15 protein-coding genes and 9 tRNA genes are annotated in these 23,208 nt (G+C 53.3%); 5 read left to right on the top strand and 19 right to left on the bottom strand.

The window, feature by feature from the left end; all coding sequences use genetic code 11:
• Positions 1–3: 3 nt before the first annotated feature.
• The 4 genes from HCG48_RS11275 (at position 4) to HCG48_RS11260 (ending at position 7,530) form a co-directional block, all read left to right on the top strand.
• Complete coding sequence (locus HCG48_RS11275) at positions 4–2,943, top strand: beta strand repeat-containing protein (protein ID WP_168569235.1); 2,940 nt, start codon at positions 4–6, stop codon at positions 2,941–2,943.
• Positions 2,944–3,067: 124 nt separating this feature from the next.
• Positions 3,068–5,611, top strand: a complete 2,544-nt coding sequence (locus HCG48_RS11270) for a CHAT domain-containing protein (RefSeq protein ID WP_168569234.1) — start codon at positions 3,068–3,070, stop codon at positions 5,609–5,611.
• Positions 5,612–5,622: 11 nt separating this feature from the next.
• On the top strand, positions 5,623–6,399 hold the full coding sequence (locus tag HCG48_RS11265) for a DUF928 domain-containing protein (RefSeq protein WP_168569233.1): 777 nt from the start codon (positions 5,623–5,625) through the stop codon (positions 6,397–6,399).
• Positions 6,400–6,489: 90 nt separating this feature from the next.
• Entirely contained in the window at positions 6,490–7,530 is a 1,041-nt protein-coding gene (locus HCG48_RS11260; RefSeq protein WP_168569232.1) for a hypothetical protein, read from the top strand.
• A gap of 63 nt (positions 7,531–7,593) precedes the next feature.
• Here HCG48_RS11260 and HCG48_RS11255 read toward each other — a convergent pair whose 3' ends face one another.
• Positions 7,594–8,433 carry a pentapeptide repeat-containing protein gene (locus HCG48_RS11255; RefSeq protein WP_168569231.1) on the bottom strand — a complete coding sequence of 280 codons (840 nt, stop codon included), beginning with the start codon at positions 8,431–8,433 and terminating at the stop codon, positions 7,594–7,596.
• A 291-nt stretch (positions 8,434–8,724) separates the two neighbouring features.
• Here HCG48_RS11255 and ilvD point away from each other — a divergent pair, with 291 nt between their 5' ends.
• A complete protein-coding gene (gene ilvD, locus HCG48_RS11250; RefSeq protein ID WP_168569230.1) occupies positions 8,725–10,407 on the top strand; it encodes a dihydroxy-acid dehydratase in 1,683 nt (560 codons plus the stop codon).
• 262 nt (positions 10,408–10,669) lie between these two features.
• Here ilvD and HCG48_RS11245 read toward each other — a convergent pair whose 3' ends face one another.
• The 18 genes from HCG48_RS11245 to HCG48_RS11160 form a co-directional block, all read right to left on the bottom strand.
• Positions 10,670–13,246 carry an EAL domain-containing protein gene (locus tag HCG48_RS11245; protein ID WP_168569229.1) on the bottom strand — a complete coding sequence of 859 codons (2,577 nt, stop codon included), beginning with the start codon at positions 13,244–13,246 and terminating at the stop codon, positions 10,670–10,672.
• Positions 13,247–13,324: 78 nt separating this feature from the next.
• Positions 13,325–14,134, bottom strand: a complete 810-nt coding sequence (locus HCG48_RS11240) for a DUF928 domain-containing protein (protein WP_168569228.1) — start codon at positions 14,132–14,134, stop codon at positions 13,325–13,327.
• 677 nt (positions 14,135–14,811) lie between these two features.
• Complete coding sequence (locus tag HCG48_RS11235) at positions 14,812–16,248, bottom strand: CHAT domain-containing protein (RefSeq protein WP_168569227.1); 1,437 nt, start codon at positions 16,246–16,248, stop codon at positions 14,812–14,814.
• Between the two features lie 288 nt (positions 16,249–16,536).
• A complete protein-coding gene (locus HCG48_RS11230) occupies positions 16,537–17,970 on the bottom strand; it encodes a vWA domain-containing protein (RefSeq protein ID WP_168569226.1) in 1,434 nt (477 codons plus the stop codon).
• A 362-nt stretch (positions 17,971–18,332) separates the two neighbouring features.
• Positions 18,333–18,425: transfer RNA gene (locus HCG48_RS11225), tRNA-Met, on the bottom strand.
• A 65-nt stretch (positions 18,426–18,490) separates the two neighbouring features.
• Complete coding sequence (locus tag HCG48_RS11220; RefSeq protein ID WP_168569225.1) at positions 18,491–18,952, bottom strand: NUDIX domain-containing protein; 462 nt, start codon at positions 18,950–18,952, stop codon at positions 18,491–18,493.
• A gap of 108 nt (positions 18,953–19,060) precedes the next feature.
• Positions 19,061–19,132, bottom strand: a tRNA-Tyr gene (locus HCG48_RS11215).
• A 230-nt stretch (positions 19,133–19,362) separates the two neighbouring features.
• Complete coding sequence (locus HCG48_RS11210; protein WP_168569224.1) at positions 19,363–19,563, bottom strand: hypothetical protein; 201 nt, start codon at positions 19,561–19,563, stop codon at positions 19,363–19,365.
• Between the two features lie 107 nt (positions 19,564–19,670).
• A complete protein-coding gene (locus HCG48_RS11205) occupies positions 19,671–19,898 on the bottom strand; it encodes a hypothetical protein (protein ID WP_168569223.1) in 228 nt (75 codons plus the stop codon).
• Positions 19,899–20,135: 237 nt separating this feature from the next.
• On the bottom strand, positions 20,136–21,068 hold the full coding sequence (locus tag HCG48_RS11200; RefSeq protein WP_168569222.1) for a GNAT family N-acetyltransferase: 933 nt from the start codon (positions 21,066–21,068) through the stop codon (positions 20,136–20,138).
• Positions 21,069–21,258: 190 nt separating this feature from the next.
• The gene (locus HCG48_RS11195) at positions 21,259–22,035 is read right to left on the bottom strand and encodes a class I SAM-dependent methyltransferase (RefSeq protein WP_168569221.1); all 777 of its coding nucleotides are present in this window, start codon (positions 22,033–22,035) and stop codon (positions 21,259–21,261) included.
• A 131-nt stretch (positions 22,036–22,166) separates the two neighbouring features.
• Positions 22,167–22,238 (bottom strand) — tRNA-Asn (locus HCG48_RS11190).
• Positions 22,239–22,391: 153 nt separating this feature from the next.
• Positions 22,392–22,474, bottom strand: a tRNA-Ser gene (locus HCG48_RS11185).
• 6 nt (positions 22,475–22,480) lie between these two features.
• Positions 22,481–22,554 (bottom strand) — tRNA-His (locus HCG48_RS11180).
• 4 nt (positions 22,555–22,558) lie between these two features.
• Positions 22,559–22,632, bottom strand: a tRNA-Ala gene (locus HCG48_RS11175).
• A 323-nt stretch (positions 22,633–22,955) separates the two neighbouring features.
• Positions 22,956–23,029, bottom strand: a tRNA-Arg gene (locus tag HCG48_RS11170).
• A gap of 9 nt (positions 23,030–23,038) precedes the next feature.
• Positions 23,039–23,110 (bottom strand) — tRNA-Val (locus HCG48_RS11165).
• A gap of 4 nt (positions 23,111–23,114) precedes the next feature.
• Positions 23,115–23,185: transfer RNA gene (locus HCG48_RS11160), tRNA-Gly, on the bottom strand.
• Between the last annotated feature and the right edge of the window lie 23 nt (positions 23,186–23,208).

Genomic DNA, 23,208 nt, shown 5'->3' with positions numbered 1-23,208 from the left:
CCCATGAGCAACGAGCGATACCCACTCATCTCGGCAACGGCGATCGCCGCGATCGCGATCTCAGTCGGCGAAACCAGCCTCGCCCAAGTCCTCCCCGATGCCAGCTTAGGCGACGAAGCCTCCCGGTTACGCCGAGAAACCCCCACAACCAGCACCATTGAAGGGGGAGCCAGACGAGCGAGCAATCTCTTCCACAGCTTTCGAGAATTCAACGTCGGCGACGGTCAAGCGGTCTGGTTTGCCAATCCTCCCGGCGTCGACAATATCTTGATGCGAGTGACCGGAAACAATCCGTCCAACATTTTCGGGACCCTCGGCGTGCGCGGCAGTGCCAATTTATTCTCCCTCAATCCGAACGGCTTTATTTTCGGAGGCAACGCCCGCCTCGACCTGCGCGGTGCCTTCGTCGCGACCACCGCCGAGGCGATCGCCCTGTCCGACGGCAGCCTATTCGGTACCTTTCCCGGCTCCAATGCCGACACGGTGCCCCTGCTCTCCGTTGCCGTTCCCATCGGGCTGCAATACGGGGGTAATCCCGCACCGATTCAGCTCCAACAGGCCGATCTCGACCTCTCTCCCGGTCAAAACGTCACATTTCTCGGTGGAGATGTTCGCTTCGCTGACAGCCGTTTGCGCGCCCCTGGAGGCCGGATCGAATTGGGCGGGCTATCGGGTTCCGGGGCGATCGCCCTCAACCCGTTTGTCCCCTCAGAAGGAAGCGGGCGCGCCGACCTCAGCCTCGTCAATTCCGAACTCAACGTGCTGGCGGGTGGAGGGGGCGAGATCGCGATCCGAGCGGGAAATGTAGAACTGATCGCGAGCAGCTTGGATGCGGGTTTATTCAACGGGTTGGGAGGACCCGGGGCGGTGGCGGGGGACATCGAGATCGAGGCCACCGGGGCGATCGTCTTGCGCGAGAATAGCCGGATCGTCAATACGGTGCTACCGTCGGCGATCGGTCGGGGGGGAAATATCGCGATCGCCGCCGACTCGGCGATCGTGCGCGATTCGATCGTCGCCGCCGAAAGTGCCAGTCAGGGAGATGCAGGTAATATCACCGTAGCAGTGAGCGGCTTGCTCGATCTCGCCTCAACCGAACCGTTTCGAGGAAGACCCCCCCAATTTCAAGGTGGACCGCAAGACACCACGATCGCGAATTCAGACAACCAACCGATGCGATTCAATACCTTGCTGACGACGATCGCCCGTGAAGGCGGAACGGGCAATGCAGGCCAACTGACCGTCAGCGCCGGGGAAATCCGCCTCGACGGCAGAGTGCGACTCAGTAGCGAGACCGAGAGTGCGGGCAATGGCGGAGAGTTGTTCCTCGAAACACGATCCTTAGTCGTCACGGGAGGAGCCTTAGTGTCCTCCCTGGCGGCAGGGTCCGGCAACGCGGGCAATATTACGATCCGCGCCGATACCATCGATTTGAGCGATCGCGGCAATAACTTCAATCTTTCCGGGGGGATTGTTGCCACGGTCTCCCGCCGGGCCAGCCGAGGGAATGGCGGCAATATCGCGATCGAGACCCGCCGCATGACCGTGCGCGAGAGTGCCATCGTCGCCTCGGACTTGTTTGCCGAAGGAACCGGGGGCAGCATCACCATTCGCGCCAGCGAACGATTGACCTTAATCGGACAGGAAGAAGCCAAACCCGTGAGCCAGTTAGTGACAGCCGTCCAACGTTCCGGTCGCGGCAATGGCGGCGATATCCTCGTAGAAACCCAGCGCTTAGTCCTGCGCGACGGGGCAAAAATCGATGTCGGAACCGAAGGAATCGGTGACGGTGGCAACCTTACCCTCCGCGCCAGCGAACGGATCGAACTCAGTGGCGTTTCTGCGCAAGGGTTTACCAGCCGTTTGGTGGCGCAAAGCGATCGCGGCGCCGTCGGTGTCGGGGGAGATATTGTCGTCGATACTTCTGAATTAGTCTTGCGTGACGGCGCTCAAATTTCGGCGGCCACCTTTGGCGACAGTGACGGGGGCAGCGTCTTCGTGCGTGCCCGCAAGTCGGTGACGGCGATCGGCGGGTTTCCGGTGTCCGCGTCTACGGTGGAGAATTTGTCGGAATTCGTGCGCGACGAATCGGGACAACGCTATCCGAGTGGGATTTTTGCCAGTTCTCCCGGGTCGGGGAATGTCAATGCCTTGCGGGTCGAAACCGGACGCTTGGAGATTGGCGACGGGGCGCAACTGTCGGTCAGTAGCGACAATCGAGGGGCGGCAGGCAATTTGAGCGTGGTAGCGCAACAGTTGCGGCTGAATCGAGGAACTTTGACGGCGGATACGGTAGAGGGCGATCGCGCCAACATCGTACTGCGAGTACCGGACATCCAACTGCGCGGGCGATCGCAGATCGGCACCAACGCCCGAGGTAATGCGACCGGAGGCAATATTGAGATCGCCACCCAAACCTTACTCGCCCTAGAGAATAGCGATATTACCGCCAACGCCCAAGACAGTTTCGCCGGACGGGTCGAGATTTCGGCGCTGGGGGTTTTCGGCACCCAATTCCGACCCCGACCGACGCCGCGATCGGATATTACCGCCTCCTCTCAACTCGGTCCCCAGTTTCGCGGCATTGTCGAACTGAATACCCCGGAGGTCAACCCAGCATCGGGGTTAGTTTTGACCCCCGACAGTTTCCAAGATCCCCTCGAACAAGTCGTTTCCGGTTGTCCCGCCACTCGCGGAAACCGCTTTACGATCGCCGGACGCGGCGGTTTGCCCGAAGATCCACGCCAATTCCTCCTCGGTCAAGGTGCAGTGCGCGATTTTCACTTTTATGCCTCTGAAACGCCCACTTCGCCATCGCCAACGCGCGATCGTCGGGCGGTGTTGGAAGCAACGGCATGGCAAGTCAATCCCCAGGGAAATATAGAACTTGTTGCCCCCGTTAGAAAGGGCGATCGCTCGGTATGTTTGGGGGAATCGGGATGAGGCAGGAGGCAACCACCAACAGGAAAGGGAGCATCCGTAGTGCGCATCTCTCGATCGCCGCTTCCACCGTTATTGTCCCCAACCTCAAATCTAAAATCTAGAATCTAACAAATCTAAAATCCCCATGCGTGTCCCTCGCTGGTTCCTCTTCATTGTCCTCTTCTTGATGAGTTCGATCGCGATCGCCCCGATCCAAACGGCGACCTTCGCCCGCCATCCTACTTCTGTCGGGCCTCCAGAGACGATCGCGGCACCGATCGATCGCGATCGCCTCGATCTCGGTCGCCAATTGTACGAAACCGGACAGATCGACGCCGCGATCGAGGTTTGGGAACGAGTCGCCAGGGAAGGCAATAGCCGCGATGCAGCTTTAGCATACAGTGCTTTGGCCATTGCTTATTACGATGCGGGACAAGTGGACGCCGCCGAGCGATCGCTCGCCCAAGGGGCGGATTTACTGCCCCAGGTCGGCGATTCGTTCGTGCGTGCCCGATGGCTGCAAACGCGCGGCACCCTAGAGTTTCACCGGGGCAACCCCCAAGCGGCCCTCGATACCTGGGACGAAGCGATCGCGATTTACCGCGAGATCGGCGATCGCGACGGGGCGATCGCGGTGACGATCGATCGCGCTCAAGCCTTGCAAGCTTTGGGACTCTACCGCCAAGCGCAAAAAAGTTTGGAACACCTGGAACGACAACTAGAAAATTCTGCCAATTCCCTCCTCAAAGCCTCGACATTGCGCAGTTTGGGGGCGGTTTTGCAAGTCGTCGGCGATCGCGATCGCGCCGAAGCGGTTTTAACCACCAGTTTGCACCTCGCGCAACAGTTCGACGATCCGATCGCCGAAGCGGAAAGCCTGTTTCAATTGGGGAATAACGCCCGCTTGCAGCAACAAACCGACGCGGCGATCGCCTTTTACGACCGCGCCGCCACGACCAGTCCGATTCGGCTGCTGCAAGTGCAAGCCCGTCTCAATCAGTTAAATTTATTGGTAGCCAGCGACCGTCAGGAGGCCGCGATCGCCCTCATCCCCAGCATAATCGGCGCCTTCGACGAGTTGCCCCGATCGCGATCGCTGATTTACGCCCGGGTTAATTTTGCCGAAACGGCGATGCAGACTGCCACCTGGGAGTACCCGGTAGACCCTCGCGAGATCGCCGCGATCCTCGCCCGAGGGATCGACGAGGCCCGCCAGATCGGCGATCGTCGCGCCGAAGCTTACGCCCTCGGACACTTGGGGGTCCTCTACGAACGACAGGGGCAATATTCCGAGGCAATTGCCTTAACCCGCCAAGGGTTGCAATGGGCCTCAACGTCGGACGCCGCCGACCTCGCCGCCAGTTGGCACGCCCAACACGGGCGCCTCCTCGCCGCCACCGGACAATCGGAGGAGGCGATCGTCGCTTACGAACAGGCGGTTCAAGCGTTAGAATCCTTACGTCAAGACCTGGTCGCGGTTCATTCAGACGTGCGCTTTTCTTTTCGCGAGCGAGTCGAACCGATTTATCGAGCCTACGTGTCTTTATTACTCGAAAATGTCGATCGCTTACCGTTAGCAAAACAACAAGTCAGATTGCAAAAATCTCGACAGGCGATCGAAGCCTTACAATTACGAGAACTCGAAAACTTTTTTCGCGAAGCCTGCAAAACTTATCAGTTACAACCGATTGAAGACATCGACCCTCAAGCAGCTTTAATTTATCCGATCGTCCTCGAAAACCGGATCGATGTCATCGTGTCTCTGCCCGGACAACCCTTAGCCCACTACGCCACCTCGGTCAGTTTCGAGGAGAGAAAAGAGGTTTTCGGGGACACGTTCGCCGCCTTAAACCCGGTTTTTCCGATCTTTCGTATTATTCAGCCCGCCCGCCAACTGTACGATTGGTTGATTCGTCCTGCCGAACCGTTATTAGAACAAGCAAATATCCAAACGTTGGTGTTTGTTCTCGATGGATTTTTAAGGAATTTACCCATGTCCGCGCTCTACGATGGCGAGCAGTTCTTAATTGAAAAATATAGGATCGCCCTCACCCCGGGCTTGCAATTATTAGAGTTACCTTCCCAGTTGTCTCAAAACCGAGCCATGTTAACCGGAGGGTTAGCCGAAGCCCGTCAAGGATTTTCGGCTTTGCCGGGAGTCGCCGTAGAAATTAGAGCCTTAGACAGTTTACTTTCTCCAAAAATTTTATTAAACGAGGAGTTTACCAAAGCTTCTCTTTCTCAATCGTTAGAATCTAATTTATTTTCGATCGTTCATTTAGCGACTCACGGCCAATTTAGCTCCGAAGCCGAGCAAACTTTTCTATTGACTTGGAACGATCGCATTCAAGTTAAAGATTTGGATAAGATCTTGCAAGAACAGCGCGATCGCGCGCCGATTGAATTGCTCGTCCTCAGTGCTTGTCAGACGGCATTTGGCGACGATCGCGCCGCCTTGGGATTGGCGGGGGTCGCGGTGCGATCGGGGGCTCGCAGTACGTTAGCAACGTTGTGGTCGGTTCAAGACCGTTCCACCGCCGAACTGATGGCGCAATTTTATCGTTTATTAAAAGAAGGCTTTACAAAAGGTGAAGCGTTGCGTCAAGCTCAATTATTTTTGTTAAAACAAGAGCAGTATCGCCATCCTTATTATTGGTCGCCTTTTGTTTTGGTCGGCCATTGGCAATAACTGTAAGAGTCATGAAATTTTGCAATCTTTTACAACCTCTGGGCCTCAGTTTATGGGTGGGTTGTTTGGGAAGTGCCGGGGGCGCGATCGCTCAAATAGCTCCCCAAACGGCTCCCCCACTGTCCCCACCCCTGTCCGAATCGATTATCTTTCAAGAAGCCTTCGACCCTCCCGGGGAGGACAAACCGGACGACACGGCGGGTGCAGGCGCCCGGGATGGGGGGCGCTGTCAGCCCGATGAAGACGAGATCGAAGTCTTGATGCCGCGTCGCAATTACGGACTGACTTTGGCTTCCCACCCGACAGTGTTTGTTAATTTTCCTAAAACCTCCGCTACCCAAGTCCGCTTGCTGTTTCGAGATGAGACGGGGGACTCTTCCGAGGCGATCGCTTTTCCCGTTCCCCAAGGGGGAGGGTTGGTCGGGTTTCGTCCTTCGGAGGCGAGTGCCCCTTTAGAAGTCGGTAAAAATTATCAGTGGTTTTTGTCGGTGAGCTGTGCCGCCAAGCCGACCCCGAACGATCCGGTGTTTGTCGGATGGGTGCAGCGCGTGGCGTTGAACGCGGAACAACAGGGGGAGTTGGCGGCACAAAGCACTGTCGAACGGGTGCAGTGGTATGCCAGTCACGGGTATTGGTACGATTTGCTCGCGACTTTGAGCGCAGCGCGACGCCAGCATCCGGAGGATCCGAGCTTGGGTCAGTTGTGGAAGAGCGTGTTAGAGTCGGTGGGACTGTCGGCGATCGCCTTCCCAGGGCCATTTGGGGAAGAAGTGGGAACCTCCGAGTAAGAGGGTTACGGGCGATCGCCCGTAACCCCTGCGAGCATTCCCGAATCGTGCCATAATAATTCGGCTGTCGCCCGATCGTGGTTGCTCTCCATGGCTGAATTACCCGAATCCCCAGAAGCACTCGCTGCTGCGCTTGAAAGCGTCACCGACCTCAATTTTCAGCTTCCGGATCCCAGCGATGAGGAGATCCCGGAGTACGAGTTCCAGCAGCAAATTGAGAATGCATGGAAGGTCTGCGACCATTTCGACTTGCAAACCGATATTTGGCGCGGTAGGATTCTGCGGGCGGTGCGCGATCGCGAGAAGAAGGGCGGCGAAGGACGCGGCACCGGGTTTTTAAAATGGCTCAAGGAACAGGAAATCAGTAAAAGTCAAGCCTATTCCTTAATTGAATTAGCCAATAGTGCCGATGCTTTGTTAGAGCAAGGTTATCTCAATCCCGATACATTCGATAAATTTAGCAAGCGCGCCTTTGTCGAAACGGCGAAATCGGCACCGGAAGTCCAGCAAATGGTCTCGCAAGCGGCCAGTACGGGCGATCGCATCACCCGGCGCGAAGTCCGGCAACTCTCCGACGAATGGACTGCCATGACCTCGGACTTACTCCCGGAAGAAGTCAAGGAAAAAGCGACTTCGGGGTCGATTCCGCCGCGCTATCTCGCTCCCCTGGCCCGGGAAATGGAAAAACTGCCCGAAACTCATCAAACATCGATGCGCGAGGAAGCTTCGATTAATCCCGATGTCGATACGGTCAAACAACTGACCACCGACGCGCGTAATTTATCGAAATATCTCGATGCGGCGGCTCAAGTACAGGCGATTTCGCGCAATAGCATCGACGTGGAAATGGCTCTCGAAGAAGCCTTGCGCCTCGGGTTCCTCAGTACCGCCTCGGATATGGTCAAACAGGCGGCGGCGTTAGAACAAACGGCGGTCAAGTTATATAACACATGGCGGCGTTTAGTGAGCTTAACCGATCGCCTCTACGTGGATACGGGGGCGAGTACGCCGCACCTGCGATCGATGTTGAGCTGTCTCGATCGCCTCGCCGGACAAGTCGTGGAAGTTCACTTGAGCGAAGCGGACGATCGCACGGTGCGACTGCAAATTTTGGGCGATCGCGAGTCTTGATAAAGCGGGAATTGGGGAGCGGGACATCGGTAACCGAAATCCAGATTCCCCACTCCCAATTCCTTACTGATAGGGCATTCCGTCCGGCATCACCGCCCCGGTTAAAATCGCATCGCGCAAATTAGCTCGATATAAATTGGTATCCATCAAGATCGCTTCACTCAGATCGGCTCCACTCAAATTCGACCAGCCGAGATTGGCGCGATACAAACTCGCCCCGCGCAAACTCACTCCGCGCAGGGTCGTCCAACTGATATTCGTGCCGCGCAATTGGGTATTACTCAGATCGGCATCCGCCAGGTTCGAGCTACTCATCGTAGCGCGACTGAGATCCGAACCTTTAAGATTGGCTTGAGAAAGATTGACCCCGTTGAGAACTGCATTGGTGAGGTTGACCGATTCCAGGGTCGCCCGGGTCAAAATGGCGATCGTCAAATTCGCTTCTTCCAAACGCGCCCGGGATAAATCCGCTTCACTTAAATTCGCCCGACTCATATTCGCCTGACTGAGATTGGCTTCCACGAGTTTCGCCCAACTCAAGCGGGTTTCGCTGACGATCGCCTCGATCATTTTCGCCCGTTGCATCGTGGCCCGTTCTAAGATCGCCCGACTCATATTCGCCTGAGTTAAATTCGCCTCGTCGAGGTTGGCTTTCATCAAATTGGCACTGATTAAATTCGCCTCGCGTAAATCGGCCCCGGTCAGGGACGCCGACGAAAGGTTCGCTTCTCTGAGATTAGCGCCCGTCAACTTGGCGCCGACTAAATTCGCCTGTCGTAAATCCGCGCTTCTGAGATTGACCTCGCATAAGTTAATTCCTTCTAAATTGGCACCGATTAACTTAATTTCGCGAAAATCTCGTTCTCCTCGCCCGTAACGCTCGCGTAATTCGTTCGCATCCATGTTCTCCGCCTCTGTGTCTCTAAGCAATTTTATCGATAGCTAGGTTCTAATGTATCTTTTTACGCTTCGACCGGAAAAGTCCTCTATTGAGGCCGATTGGGGCGATCTCGCCCTTGGCAACTCGCCGCGATCGCTCGCTTCTGGACGCGGCGATCGCCCCCACTGCTCAAATCGTCGTCGATTCTGAGACAATCGAGAAAGGGACGAACGATTCGGGACCGCAGGTACCACGACAGGATCCCGTTCGACCCCGCCCCCCTGAACTTCTCAACGCTTTCACGGATATCAAGAATGCCTGACAACCTCAGAAGCCGCGTCGTCACCCAAGGAGTCCAGCGATCGCCCAACCGGGCGATGCTACGGGCGGTCGGTTTTGGAGACGAGGACTTTAACAAACCGATCGTTGGCATTGCCAATGGTTACAGCACCATCACCCCCTGTAATATGGGCCTCGATCTGCTCGCCAAACGGGCAGAAACGGGGGTTCGCGATGCCGGGGGAATGCCCCAGATGTTCGGAACGATCACGATTAGCGATGGGATTTCAATGGGAACGGAAGGGATGAAATATTCCCTCGTTTCCCGGGAAGTGATTGCCGACGCGATCGAAACCGTGTGCAACGGTCAGAGTATGGATGGAGTCTTGGCGATCGGAGGTTGCGATAAAAATATGCCGGGGGCGACGATCGCGATCGCCCGCCTCAACATTCCCGCGATTTTCGTCTACGGCGGCACGATTAAACCCGGTCATTATAATAACTGCGACCTGACGATCGTCAGCGCTTTCGAGGCCGTCGGTCAGCGCAGTGCGGGCACGATTGACGACGACGAACTCCTCGCCGTGGAACGCAATGCCTGTCCCGGCGCCGGATCTTGTGGCGGGATGTACACCGCTAATACGATGTCTTCCGCCCTCGAAGCCATGGGGATGAGTTTGATGTATTCCTCGACCATGGCGGCGGAAGATGCAGAAAAAGCCGACAGCGCCGAACAGTCTGCCGCCGTCCTCGTCGAAGCCATTCGCCAGCAGATTTTGCCGCGACAAATCATGACGCGCAAGGCGTTTGAAAACGCCATTTCCGTGATTATGGCCGTCGGCGGTTCCACCAATGCAGTGTTACACTTACTGGCGATCGCCAACGCGATCGGCGTCGAACTCACCCTCGACGACTTTGAAACCATCCGCCAGCGCGTCCCGGTCTTGTGCGACCTCAAACCGAGCGGTCGCTACGTCACCACCCAACTGCACCAAGCCGGGGGCATTCCCCAAGTGATGAAAATGCTGCTCGTCCACGACTTGCTGCACGGCGACGCCCTCACCATCACCGGACAGACGATCGCCGAACTACTCGCCGACATTCCCGAGGAACCCCCCCAAGGTCAAGAGGTTATCCGTCCTTGGAATCAGCCGATGTACGCCCAAGGACACCTCGCCATCCTCAAAGGCAACCTCGCCAGCGAAGGGGCCGTCGCTAAAATTAGCGGGGTCAAAAAACCCCAAATCACCGGGCCGGCGAAGGTTTTCGAGTCCGAGGAAGACTGCCTCGCCGCCATTCTCGACGGCAAAATTAAAGCCGGAGATGTGGTCGTCGTGCGTTACGAAGGACCTAAAGGCGGTCCGGGAATGCGCGAAATGCTCGCCCCCACGTCGGCGATTATCGGCGCCGGGTTGGGGGATTCGGTCGGTTTGATCACCGACGGGCGTTTCTCTGGCGGGACTTACGGTTTGGTGGTCGGTCACGTGGCGCCGGAAGCTGCGGTGGGCGGCGCGATCGCCCTGGTTGAAGAAGGGGATACGATTACGATCGACGCCCAGCAACGGCTGTTACAGTTAAACGTTTCCGAGGAAGAACTCGAACGCCGTCGCGCCAATTGGCAACCTCCTACACCGCGTTACCGTAAAGGGATTTTGGCGAAATATGCCAAACTCGTCTCGTCGAGTAGTCTCGGTGCGGTTACGGATTTGGATTGTTGATCGGGTAAGAGGGAAGCGGGAATCGGGAAGCGGCAAAAACTAGAAATCAGCAGTTTTCCAATTTCCTCTTCCCGCCTCCCTCAATCTAAAATCTATAGTCATTTGAATTTAGATTGAGACAGATTCTGGCATTTACAGCGCCTTGAAGAGTGAGTTTACCCACACCCTGTAGAGGTGATTCGCGAATCACCTCTACAGGGATATTGTGTCTCATTCTTATTTGAAACCACAATAAAATCTAAAATCTCTTTTCCGATTCCCGTCAATAGGCGTTTAACTTTCGCATTAAAAAGGTTTCCGCCATCTCGCTGTTGACAGGTTTCGAGAATAAATACCCTTGCACGTAATCGCAATCTAAATCGCGCAAAATTTTGAGCTGGCGCGCGTTTTCCACGCCTTCGGCGATCGCGTCCATGCCCAAACTATGGGCCATTAACACGATCGTCCGGACAATTTCCAACTGTTCGGAATTCGTATCGATTTCGTGGATGAAGGAGCGATCGATTTTCAAAGTATCTACGGGAAAACGGCGCAGGTAACTTAAGGAGGAATAGCCCGTCCCGAAATCATCGACGCTTAACTGAATTCCCAAGGTTTTGAGTCGTTCGAGCATTTTGACTGCCGTTTCGGCATTTTGCATGACGACACTTTCGGTAATTTCTAACTTTAACCCTTGGGTGGCCAGTCCGGTTTGTTTGATAATCCGTTCGATTTGTTCGACGAGATCGGCTTGTAAAAATTGCCGTCCCGAGAGATTGACACTAATTTTAAGGGGTTCGTCGTCGGGAAATTGGGCTTGCCATCGAGCAATTTGCTCGCAGGCGGCGTATAAGATCCACCACCCCAAGGGAACGATCAGTCCGGTTTCTTCGGCGACGGGAATAAATTGAGCGGGGGAGATAAAACCGCGTTCGGGATGTTGCCAGCGCACGAGGGCTTCAAATCCGGTGACGGTATTGGTTTTCAGGCAAACAATCGGCTGGTAGTAGAGGACGAATTCGGCGCGATCGATGCCGTGGCGCAGGTCGTTTTCGAGTTGCAGCAGTTTCTTCAAGTCCCCTTGCATACTGGCGTCGAAGATTTCGTAGCATCCTTTGCCCCGGGCTTTGGCGCGATACATGGCGACGTCGGCGGCGCCGAGGAAGTCTTCGGGTTCTTGGTAGTCGGCATCGTTGATGAGAATCCCGATGCTGGCGCTGGTATAGACTTGATAGCCGTTGTTGAGGTTGAAGGGGAGTTGGAGTTGTTCGTAGATGCGATCGACGATCGCGAGTGCGTCGCCGAGTTGGTGGATGTTGTCGAGCAGAATAATAAATTCGTCGCCGCCGAGACGGGCGATCGTATCTTGACTGGCGAGGATAGTTTGGAGGCGATCGCCGAGGGCGACGAGTAGTTCGTCTCCGGTGCGGTGACCGAGGGCGTCGTTGACGAGTTTGAAGCGGTCGAGATCGAGAAAGAGAACGGCGAAGCGATAGTCGCAGTGGACTTGACTGTGGGCGATCGCCTCTTGCAGGCGTTCGAGGAAACAAAAGCGGTTCGGCAGTCCGGTGAGGGCGTCGTGGAGGGCGTGATAGCGCAGTTGGGCTTCGGAACGTCGGCGTTCGGTATAGGCGATATAACTGACGATCGAGATATACGATCCGCCCAAGGAGAGTAAGGGCGGGACGAGGGGAATCCACCAACCTCGGAGAAAGGCGAAGTAGGCGATCGCCACGAGTCCGCAAGCGGCAAATACGACGGTGAGAAATTCCCAACGCCGTCGCAACAAGCTCCAGGCTAAGGTGGCGCCGATCGCCGCCCAGGCGAAAATCCACAAACTTTCGATGGCTTCGTTCCAGGTGCGAATCAAGGGGCGTCCGTCGAGGGCCGCACTGAGAATCTGGCTGGCGAGGTCGCCGTGCATTTTCACCCCGGGTAAGGCGGTGATGTAGTTGGTACTGTAGGGGGTAAAAAAGCGGTCTTTGAGACTCGGGGCGGTCGAACCGATCAAGACGATGCGATCGCGCAGTAAATCGCGAGGGATGCGCTCTTCTAGCAGATCGTTCATCGAAACGGTTAAAAAGATCTCGCAGGCTTCGATTCTGCCGCGACAAGCCAAGCTCCGAAAATTATAGAGAATTTGATAGCCTCCGGTATTGGCGCGCACGTAGCCCCCGGAATTCGGTTGCCAGCGATCGAAGAGGGCTTTTCCCAGGCGAACTTTCTCGCGATCGCCTTCGACGGTTTCGAGTTGGATCCCTTCTCCTTCCAAATACATCAACGCCAATCGCACCCCGAGGGTGTAGACGGTTTGACCTTGGTTGTTCGGTCGGACCGAGAGCAAAGCGCGCCGAACTTTACCGTCGCCGTCGAGGAGCAAATCCACCGCGCCGACGCGATCGAGTTCTTTGAGCTTCGGCGGGGCGGCGACGACGGCGCCGTAGTTATCGCCGATCGCCTTTTCAATGCCGATCAAGTTTGGCGTATTCTCGAATAATTCGACTAACTGCGCGTGTCCCGGTTCGACGGGTAAATCTCGATATAAATCCAGTCCGATCGCGCGCGGCTGTTGTTTCTTGATTTTCTCTAACAAAACCGTGAGGGCGGCGTCGGAAATCGGCCACTGTTGGGCTTGGCGAATATCGGACTCGGTAATTTCGACAATGGCAATGCGCGGGTCGATCGGTTCTGGGGGTCGCATCCGGAAGAGGCGATCGAGGGCGGCCCACTCCAGCAGTTGCAAGACGCCGCTCAAGCGCAAGGCGATCGTCAGGGTAGCCACGATCGGCGCCGTCATCCAAACTCCCCTCCACGCCCAGATTTGCCGTTTGAACAAGTCGCCCATCGCATTCCCAATCATGAATCGGTGTTGAGTTTTGAAGTCGCCTGGGTCGGCAGCACCGGGTTTGAAGCCCCGACCTCAAAACTCCAACCCCTCTCAAGGATTTGAGGTGCAACAGCTTAGCAGAGGTTCGCGGGCAATTTGTCCTAACTGGACTGCTTCCGACTTTAACAGGTTTTCCCAGGTGTTTGCCAGTCCATCACTGTGCGGTTGTGCGGTTCTCAAGCTCGCCAACGTGCTTAAGGTGTCGTACCAAATTCCCGCATTGCCGTAAGCGGCAGCCCGTTCGAGGGGGGTCGCCCCCTCCAGTTGACTGGCGAGCTGGGGGTCGAGTTCCGTGCGCTCGATCCAGCCATCGACAACCCAATCTTGCAGGCGATCGCTCGGCTGGCAAATCATGGCAAACGACCACTGATATCGGTGGCCGAATTCCAAGGCGGGCAAGCTCTCCGGCAGGTCAATCCGGAGAATCCCCGGGGCGTTTCCTAAACTGACGGTCGTTTGATATATCCCGTCGCCGTCGCCGTCGCGCAGGACGAATTCCGCTTGACTCGCCGTCGTCGGCGGGACGTATACGAAAAAGGTGGGGTGTTGGGCGGTGGTCAGCCCGCTTTGCGCGATCGGTAATAATAAAGTCAGCTCTCGATAACTTGGGGACGGGCTGATGCAATGATGTTGACTGCGAGTCGCTCCGCCTGCCGTTCCGTCTTCTTCGGGATCGCCTTCCCCTTCCGGGGCCTCGAATTTCACTAACATTTCGATATCGGCAGGATTCACCCGTGCAATTTGGCTGTCTGTTCCCACCTCTGCAGCTTGGGCGCGAGCTTGCAGGGGAATAACGATCGCCCCCAATCCCATGAGGGCTGACAGGACACGCTTGCGCAGTCCGGATCTGTTCCTGGCCATGATAGATCTGCCTCTGATGATATGATGCACCTCAAAAACGAGCAATTCAGCAAGGGAATTGCGATCGCCGTTCGATCTTGAAATCACCCTAAAGTCCAGAATCTGCCTCGATTCGATGCGAGTCGCTGTTTGTTAACGCGCGATCGCCGCCCTGAGTGTCGATTGCGTTTAAACGGCGTTCATTCTGGTTGTACGAATGCAGACCCGATAGAAATACTTAGGATCCGCTTCTCTACGATCGTAAAGGTCTTACCGACGAAACATGAAAGGGGGATAAGCCTTTAGGCGTTTGACCCCTCTAATCTGTCTTACTTGTACCGTATTGCTAGTTTTCCCCCTCAGCGAGCGTTCCCGACCCCCATTCGGTACTCCGAGACCCTCTCGGTTCCTTCGCTTTTAAAGCTAATTTTTTTTATGGTATTTTATATCTCTATTGTCGGCGTTGTGCGCTATTCCTGTCATCCGAAATCTGCCCCAAAAGTATCGCTTGCCAAAGATCGCGATTTACGGACTCGGGGATCTCGGGGAGTCGTTCGGTTATCCGACTGAAACCTTAAAATTCGTCTCATTTCAGAAAACTATTGATTTGACAACCGTATTTTTACGGGAATACGGTTGTTTTTATATTAATTTTTATTGATTTTTGCAACGATTTGGGGAGGCGATCGCCTCGGATTTCAGATCCACAAGCCGACGAGCACGAAAGCCGCCCAGTAAAACGGATGTTTGTATTGGGGCTGTTGTAATAAACTCAGTTGCGCACGGCGCAAGGCTTGGGCTTTGCCGACGCCCGATCGCATCAGCTCGTGGTAGAACGACATCATCAATTGAGCGCTGGAGGCATCCTGCACGGGCCACAAGCTCGCCAGGGTCGATCGCGCTCCGGAACGCACGGCAATCCCCGCCAGACCCAACGCGGCCCGCTTGTCCCCTTGGGCGGTCTGACAGGCACTCAAGACGAGCAGTTCGATCGATCGCGCCGTTCCCGATCGCAGCAACCGCTCGAACTCGTTGAGGTTGACCGGACCGTCCCAGGTCAAAATAAACGTCTGTTGCGGGTCGGAACTAAATTGACCGTGGGTGGCTAAGTGGACGATCTCAAAGGGTCGCTCTTGCAACGAAGAAACCAATTGTTCCCGGGTAAAGCGCTCGTCGAGTAACAGACGAGTGGGCCTCAAGGCGGCGATCGCGTGTAATTCGCGCTCGACTCCCGGTAGCGGTGCAAATCCGGCTCGGCTTTGGCTGAGTCCGCCGACGAGGGCCTCGAAATCTTCGAGGGGCTGCGATCGCGGTTCCACCACCCGTAACAAGGGGGCGAGGGCGATCGCGTATTTCTCGACGAGATAACCCGTCCCATCGTGCAAGGCGGCGATCGGTAAATTCCACAAGGGACCGTCTAAAACGAACACTAAAGTCGCGATCGTGTAGCGGTCTAATTCCGTGGCGATCGGTTCGACCAACCAGCGATAAAATTGTTGCGCTAAGGGAAGTCGTTCGTTCGCAAAGGAGGTGCGCCGTAACGATTGGCGCATTTGGGTGGCGAGATCGCTCAGTTCCCGGGCGCAGACTGCAATCGTGTAATGTCCGAACTGTCCGTCGGGAAAGCCGACCACGACTTCTAATCGATCCGCCAAAACGATCGGATAGAGGGTGACCGCTTCGGGATCGATTTGTTCGAGGGATTTGCGCCGACGGGCCGAGAGGCGATCGCAAGTCGTCTCCTCCGAGTTGGGGTTCTCCACGCCGTGGATGGCGGCGATCGCCCGTAAGATTTTAGCCGCTTCCTGTGTATCGAGTCGGTAGAGTTCTCCCTCGCGATCGCCCGCAGGTAAGAGGCGATCGAGCAGTTTTCTGTATAAATAGCTGGAACTGTCATCCCAGGGAAGCGTTGCTTCTGGCGCGATCGTCGTGACCTCCGTTCCCACACAGGAAAAGGGTTGCGGGCGATCGCCCGACCCTGCCGGGATCGCCACGATCGCCCAGCTCACAACCAGCAGGAATCCCCACAGCACGATTCTCCCGATCGGTAATTTCACGGTTTCAATGGCGAGCGATCGCCGCACTAGCCAACATTGGCATCCTAAAGCCAATCTTCCGAAAACAGTCAATAGCATCGGCCCCCTACCGGGGTTTGGCAACATTCCAAACTCGATCTAAAATTCAACTTCAACGGATTTAGAACTGCTATAGCGATCCTCAATGTTGTTGTAACATTCATCGGTTGTCGGGACGCGGCATTGCCGTCTCCTTACAAGAATTTGGTAACTTTCCCGGGTCGATCTCAGATTTAACTGATTTAGGACTGCTATATATATATTATTCAAAAATAATTCAAAAATAAGCAAAAAAAAACTGGAGTCAATATTGACTCCAGTCCGTTCGCTGTTTGGCAGATCTACAGCCTACTGGTCGTCACGCACCGGGAGGGGACTGTCGAGAATTTCCATCAACAATTCCAGGCGCGACGGGCGAGACAGAAGGGGAACGACATTCGGCAACGAATAATAATCGCCATTAAACGTCACCGTCTCGATCGGAATTTGCTTTTGCTTTCCTTGAGTTTCGAGCCAATCGTAAGCGTAGCCGACTTTAACAATCGTTACATTCGGCATCACTCCAAATTCACGGCAGTAAGACTGATAGGTACTTGTGAAATATGGCGCATTATTTTCCCCTTCGTCGGTCACCAAAATAATTTGCTCGACGCTTTGCTTCTTAGCACGCATCGCTTCCACCGCACAACCGATACTGGTTCCCCCTCCGGCGTGCAGGTGTTGGAACGCCCGTTCCCAATCGCTCAACTCTTTGCCCCGGGCTTTGATTTCGTAGGGCATGGTATCGAACGCATAAACGAACAAGTCGGCATCGGTAATCCCGGAAATGAGGGCGGCGAGGCGCTTACCCACTTCCAGTGCTTGGTGCATGGAACCGGATTTATCGACGAGTAACGCGGTGGATTGGCTGATTTTGCCGCGTTTTTTCACTTGTTCGTCGGTGACGCGCTCTAGCTGGGCGGTCGTGGAGCGATCGACTCCGGCGACTTCGGCGGCGACCCGCGCTTTGTAGGCGGAGACGCGATCGCTCGTTTGTGCTTTTTGCAGCTTTTCGTCGATTAACGCCTTCACCTGCACGCAATCCATCGCTCCCCGTTGTTTCAGGGATTTGAGGTTGTTGATGACCTCTTGCGGCGTCATAGCATTAATCAGTGCTACCAAAACGGTCGGGGTCAGTTGTTTGACCGCCCCGACGGCGATCGGGTACGGGATTTGATGTTCGACAATCAGAGCGGCTTGGTCGGCGGGGGTTTCGGCTTTTGCCAGTCGTTTGACCAAGTACGCGAGGCTGTCTTCCGGCGGCTTATCTTTGAACAGAATCGCGTTGGCGCGATCGCTCGGACGCACGTGCAAGGTAGCATACAGGTGCTTGAGTGCTTTGCGACCCCGCAAGGCGGCGCGATCGAAAAATTGGGTATTTTTCTCGCGATCGCGCAAATAACGAGTAACCGCCGTGCGCGCGCAACGCGGTACTTTCCCGCGATGGCGTTTCATAAAGTCCACAATCCGCCCCACTTGGTACGGCGCGAACTCCCGCAGCATCACGAACCCCGCTTCTCGGTGTTCCGGAAGTGGACTCGTCAGCAAGTGAGCGACAAAGACTTCTTTATGATCGCGCACGTCCCCTTGTTTTTGATACCAAACGCCCAAGTGACCGTAAAAAATCGGGTCGAGTTCGAGCATGATGGCGTGAATTTCCGCCACATCTTCGAGCTTGCGGTGGGGAGTCGTCAGCAAGCTATTGAGCATTTCTAAGCGCAAGTCGCGTTCTGCTGCATCCATCGGTTTTACCTCCAATTGGGGATCGAAAGCACGGCTAACCGATGCAGGTGTCGCGCGCGATTCGGTAAAACAATACTAAATATCGCACTTTCAAAAAACTGTGCCGCACGAGTGAGGAAGGCATCGACCCGCTATTGAGGTTCGGGCTTGCAGCGCTTTCTCCAAAGCACACCTTTAGTTTGGAGGAGTATGTAAGCCTTTCCGGTTGGGGCGCGGCGACAACTGCATGATTTTGTAGAAAAACTTCAGACTCAGAAAAGAATAGCTCACAAAGCTATGGTGCGGGCATCTTACCCGCAATAAAGTGAGGCTTCTCTCAATCTAAAATCTAAAAATCCCTTCGCGCAAGTTGAGAAAGCTGTTGGTTCACACACGGGATTTGAACCCGCAAAACTCCAGTTAAGGAGTTAACTTGATTATGAGTCAAGCGCCTTTACCAATTAGGCAAGTATGTAAGCTTTCTGGATTAGGGCGCGAAGGGAAAAAGATTCAATCAGAATTTAAGATAAAATCGAAAAACTCAAATTTTATAGGGCGCGCCTTCAAAGCTAATTAAATTGAGAGGATAAATCCGACCGCCGTGGGCTAAATAATTGAGGATTTCTTTAACGTGGGGCGATCGCAATGACAATTTTTCTAAATCTTTCCAAGAAAACCAACTTGCTCCTAACGATTGATTGTCGGGTACGGTTTTCGGAGGTGTATCGTCCTCGGGACGGGCGACAAAAATCATACGAACTCGGGCGTTATTTCCGAGGGGCGTATGTTCCATCCTCAAGATACCGTCAATAATAATCGGAATTCCTGCTTCTTCGAGGGCTTCTCGTCGCGCCGCTTCGACGAAGGTTTCTCCCGCTTCGACTCGTCCGGCGGGAAAGTACCACTGTTGATTGTGCTTGCACTCTTGCACGAGTAGAAAGCGATCGCCGGAACGAACGACAACTAAGGTATAAAATGCCGTTTGAATCGGTTTGCGTGCCATAAATTGAATGCTCCCCTCAATGAATTTTTGGCTGTCACGATCTCTTATGATACTGCGCGCTTTTCATTTCGGGGAGAAAGCACTTCGCGCAAGTCAAAAAAGCCGGAGTCACATACGCGGGATTTGAACCCGCGACCGTTACCTTTACAGGGTAATGCTCTACCACTGAGCGAGTATGTAAGCTTTTTCAGTCGGGGCGCGAAGTGCTTTTTTAAGGGGATTGGATGGACTCCCGCGCGAGTTAATAAAGCGTTAGTATTGTTGCTCTTACCGATGAGCGACACCTCCGAGGCGGAGGTGGTAGGAGTCGAACCTACAAACTGAGGATAAATCAGTTATGGATGTAAGCTTTATCGGTCGGGGCGCGGAAGTTTCCAAAGCTTCAATTTTTTGATTAAATGTGTTTAAAACTAGCCGTAAACGGCCTCCGGACGGACGATATAGTCTCCGGAAGGTCGGCGGTCGATGACGTAGCGATCGAAGCGATCGCGTTTGACTTCAAAATGGCGGGCGAGGCGATCGAAAATCTCGTGATTGTCGGTGCGATCGCTAATTCCCAAGTCAGTTTCTTCAAGATCGTAGGAACGCCCTTCAAAGCGAATGTGAATCATTTTGGCACCTCCTCACTGAACTGGATTGTCGTTCGCGTCCGGGAATGGCGATCGCCTGTTGGTGAAAGTGCCATCGATCGAATTTAAGAGATCGAATGGCTAACTTTCTACAGAATAAAACGCCGTTCTAATAGGTGTAACTCAGTTCCACGCGCGATCGTTTCCGTGGTGTATTTGGCGAGAGTGAGTTCGCGCTCTACGGAGCGATCGCGAGGTTCAATTTCTGGGACGCTCAAGTTAGATAATGTCGTCTCAGTTGTGTCAGTTGTGGCCTCACGCTTTTGAGCTTTTGGCCAGATAGGGCGATCGAATAAGTGCGTATAGATTAGCACCATGATGAGTTGAATTCTCTTTAAAGAATCCGCAAACAAATGTTGTAAAAATTCGCGTTTTTATTCCATTGTCAAGGTTCTCTGGGACAAAGATAACGCCTTTAGTTTGGCTGTTTTTTTTCCTTTCCATATTTAAATACTACAAAAATACTACACAATTGTCAAGGGGTTGGAAAAAATTTTTTCAGCCCCTCAAAATAGGTGGGTGCATCGAACAGGACGAGCCTTGAAAAATAGGAGTTATTTTAGTGATTCGATAACTATTTTGCTGTAAGCAATCTGGGTATTGATGGTACGAAAGCCCACTGATTCGTACAGGCGCACCGCACCGGATAAATTGTCCGCATCGACGTAAAGCAACGCCGTCTCGATGCCTGCGGCTTTCAATTCTTGTAATACGGCATGTAATACGGCACGAGCTAAACCCCGTTTGCGATAATTCGGTGCAGTTCCGATGGGATTGAGCCAACCGAGTCCCTCGGCGGTGATGTAAGTGTCACAAAAAGCCGCCATTTCGCCATTTGGGGCGATCGCCAATCGCGATAAGGAAGTGCGAAACTCTGGATTTTTTAACTTTTGTCGGTAATTCTCTAGCGTTTCTGGGTGATAGTTCCAATGCTCGCGGAACGTTTCGTTAAACAAAGTAACCCATGTTTCGGCGTCCGTTTCCCCGTTCGGCGCACGCAGGGTAAACCCCTCGGGGAGTTGCGGTTCGGCGATCGCCTCGGCGAGCGATCGCACCATTGTGAGAAAATAGCGCGCGATCGTAAAGCCACAACTTTGTAAAATAGCGATTCGTCGGTGGTTTTCGGCGATCGTCCCGACAATTAATTCCTTATTTTCGCCAATTTTTCGGGCAATTTCGCTCATTCTCGCTTCTCCCCACTCTAAAATCGCCCGATGTAAAGCTTCACTGCGATAATCTGGGTGAATACGAAACCAGAGAAAGTTATCTAACATAATTCCAGCAACGGCGATCGCCTCTCCAGTTGCGGTTTCCCATAATCTCACATCACGAGCTTTGTCCACTGCGGGACGATCGAATTGTAGCAAAATATCATTAATCGAAGGCCATTCATCGTCAGGATCGACTATTTTACAGTGTTCTAGTAGCGGGGCGATCGCCTCTAAATCCGTGCGATCGTGATAAGATCGGGAGAAATAATTTGACATGATTTTGAATTTAACAATAACAAAATAAAACTCGATCCTTTGCCTTTAAATATAAATTGACTGTCAAACTTGTCGATCGCTCTAATATTCTAGATCGATCCTCAATTAGTTAGAATCGTAAAAGAATAGCAATTTACTCCATTTTGTCGCCTATAGAATTGAAAATGGCTATATTCAATTGCCCTCTTTTCTAAATCTCTGCTTTAAAGCATAACTCATCGTTGTAATGACTGGGCTTTTGGTCTTCTCGATAGTTTGCACAAACTTGAATCTTCCGATATCCCATTTTTTGCAATAACATCACAAACTCATCAACCCCAAACCAATGTAAAGGAAAACGCTGTAATTCCGTTTGTATCAATTGTCCATTCTTCCATTTTTCATAACGTAGCATTATTAAATTGAGTTGGGCGATCGGATCGACTTGAGATGTTTTTTGTAAAAGAATAATAGAATCATCAGGACAATTTACAGGAGGAAGTTGTTGAATTTGTCCGTTAGTTTTAAAATCTTCAATCGGTATTTCTAAATCGATGAATAGTTGCCCTCCCGATTCTAAATGCTTGGCAAATGTTTCTAAAGCAGAAATAGCGCGCGATCGCGTTTCCACCAGCATAAACGATCCCCAGGCAACAACAATCGCCTTAAATTTTCCCGTGAGTTGAAAATTGACCATATCTCCTTGATGGAGAACCGGATTTAAGCCGCGATTTTGGCAATTTTTCCTGCAGTAGTCCAACATTTCTGGCGAATTATCGAGTCCTTCTACATTCAATCCTGCTTCTAACAAAGGTACGAGTAATCGTCCCGTTCCGACCGCAACTTCCAGAATTCGACTGCCAATTTCCGAGTCAATTTTTGATAATTGCTTACAGTAATAAGCAATATCGGGATAAGGTCGGGCGATCGGTTTAGTTAAATCATAATACTCGGCACAAAGCGAACCGTAATGAGACTCGATAGACATAATTCAAACAACAAATTTCTTTAAATTCTAATCACTAAAATCATAAGGCAAAAAATAGACTTTTTTTGAAAAACATCTTTAAAAATACTACGTACAAAGATCGAAAATTAGATCGAATCTCTAATCTAAAACTCCCCGGCTTGGACTCGAACCAAGAACCCTCCGGTTAACAGCCGGACGCTCTACCATTGAGCTACCGAGGAATAGCCCCTCTGGATGGAGTCGAACCACCACAACCGACGTTCGTAGCGTCAGTGCCAAATCCCCTGGCAGAGGGCAATCCACCGAGGAGGTACTGCCCCTCCTATCCCCGCGTTATCAGCACGGTGCCTCACTTTTCGGCCTTCGGTGGTTCAAGGAAGATGGAGGAATCGAACCCCTACGGTGACCCGTACCCTGGTTTTCAAGACCAGTTGCCAACCATTTAGCGGCATCTTCCATTAGGGGTGTCTGACGGGACTCGAACCCGCTAGGACTGGTTCCACAAACCAGCGTCTCGACCGCTTTGACTTCAGACACCAGATGGAATCAATGGGACTCGAACCCATAACCTCCTGCTTGCAAGGCAGGCGCTCTAGCCCGTTGAGCTATGACCCCAAATTATACTTTTAACGATCGCCGATGGGTTAAAGGCAATCGCCCGTAGCGTGCAAGTTAGGGGAGCGTTGTGCGCTCTCTCAGTTACTAGAGGGACTCCGCCGATGAGTTTTTACACACTCTTTAAAGGATGGCTACCTCTAGGCCCACCTGTCGGGTTCTTCGCACTCCTCGTTCTCACGCGCCCACTGTATCTAACAGTGTTACCGTTCCTCTCGTACTCAGTATGTAAGCTCCAAAAGTTGGGTCACGCTACGGTGCGATCGCGGTTTTGGCAGTTAATTAAAAACAGTGAAAGTACACCTCCTGTGTGATTTTAAAAACGGGAGTGGTAGGACTCGAACCTACACGAACCGATTTAGAAGATCGGGACTCTATTCCCTTGAGTTATACTCCCTTTAATCAATAGTCCCGATCGGATTTGAACCGATAACATCTTGCTTGTAAGGCAAGCACTCTACCGTTGAGCTACAGGACTAAAAAGCGAGTGGCGAGACTCGAACTCGCGCGCAAAACTTGGCAAGCTTTGATGCTACCACTACATCACACCCGCAGAGAAAACACCCGCAGAGAAAT

The sequence above is a fragment of the Oxynema aestuarii AP17 genome, assembly GCF_012295525.1.
GTDB lineage: Bacteria > Cyanobacteriota > Cyanobacteriia > Cyanobacteriales > Laspinemataceae > Oxynema > Oxynema aestuarii.
This window is presented reverse-complemented; position numbering and strand designations above follow the sequence as displayed.

Coding starts and splice junctions, on each gene's coding strand:
- HCG48_RS11275 (WP_168569235.1), top strand. CDS start 4: ATGAGCAACGAGCGATACCCACTCATCTCGGCAACGGCGATCGCCGCG.
- HCG48_RS11270 (WP_168569234.1), top strand. CDS start 3,068: ATGCGTGTCCCTCGCTGGTTCCTCTTCATTGTCCTCTTCTTGATGAGT.
- HCG48_RS11265 (WP_168569233.1), top strand. CDS start 5,623: ATGAAATTTTGCAATCTTTTACAACCTCTGGGCCTCAGTTTATGGGTG.
- HCG48_RS11260 (WP_168569232.1), top strand. CDS start 6,490: ATGGCTGAATTACCCGAATCCCCAGAAGCACTCGCTGCTGCGCTTGAA.
- HCG48_RS11255 (WP_168569231.1), bottom strand. CDS start 8,433: ATGGATGCGAACGAATTACGCGAGCGTTACGGGCGAGGAGAACGAGAT.
- ilvD (WP_168569230.1), top strand. CDS start 8,725: ATGCCTGACAACCTCAGAAGCCGCGTCGTCACCCAAGGAGTCCAGCGA.
- HCG48_RS11245 (WP_168569229.1), bottom strand. CDS start 13,246: ATGATTGGGAATGCGATGGGCGACTTGTTCAAACGGCAAATCTGGGCG.
- HCG48_RS11240 (WP_168569228.1), bottom strand. CDS start 14,134: ATGGCCAGGAACAGATCCGGACTGCGCAAGCGTGTCCTGTCAGCCCTC.
- HCG48_RS11235 (WP_168569227.1), bottom strand. CDS start 16,248: ATGCTATTGACTGTTTTCGGAAGATTGGCTTTAGGATGCCAATGTTGG.
- HCG48_RS11230 (WP_168569226.1), bottom strand. CDS start 17,970: ATGGATGCAGCAGAACGCGACTTGCGCTTAGAAATGCTCAATAGCTTG.
- HCG48_RS11220 (WP_168569225.1), bottom strand. CDS start 18,952: ATGGCACGCAAACCGATTCAAACGGCATTTTATACCTTAGTTGTCGTT.
- HCG48_RS11210 (WP_168569224.1), bottom strand. CDS start 19,563: ATGATTCACATTCGCTTTGAAGGGCGTTCCTACGATCTTGAAGAAACT.
- HCG48_RS11205 (WP_168569223.1), bottom strand. CDS start 19,898: ATGGTGCTAATCTATACGCACTTATTCGATCGCCCTATCTGGCCAAAA.
- HCG48_RS11200 (WP_168569222.1), bottom strand. CDS start 21,068: ATGTCAAATTATTTCTCCCGATCTTATCACGATCGCACGGATTTAGAG.
- HCG48_RS11195 (WP_168569221.1), bottom strand. CDS start 22,035: ATGTCTATCGAGTCTCATTACGGTTCGCTTTGTGCCGAGTATTATGAT.